At 47.4% G+C, this 302-nt stretch carries 1 pseudogene; it reads right to left on the reverse strand.

Annotated elements, in window-relative coordinates:
• Positions 1 to 121 (reverse strand): annotated as a pseudogene (locus tag EYW48_RS21685) (RNA-directed DNA polymerase); the annotation flags it as partial.
• Between the last annotated feature and the right edge of the window lie 181 nt (positions 122 to 302).

The following is a 302-nucleotide window of genomic DNA, read 5'->3' on the forward strand; positions in this document are numbered from 1 at the left end:
CTCGTGTTGCCTTTGCAATACGCATCTGAAGCTTTAAAACATGAGATTCAACGTCTTTCCAATTGGTGGATTGCCATTGAGCACTGTCAGGAGAGGCACTAATCTCTTTTGAAATCATCATTTGCGTAAAGTTCTTCAAATTCTCTTGCAACGGAAGACCAGTCGGCCACGAAGGCTTTCCCAGAGGGAGTGATACAGGCTTACCGTGTTCCGTATGTCGCGCAATGTCAGTGTAGATGCCCGCTATAGTGCGGAGAGTTCAACGATCACGAAAGAGCACGGGGCAATCTCTTTCCGACTCT

It is taken from the genome of Vibrio sp. 1180_3 (assembly GCF_029478545.1).
Lineage (GTDB): Bacteria > Pseudomonadota > Gammaproteobacteria > Enterobacterales > Vibrionaceae > Vibrio > Vibrio aestuarianus.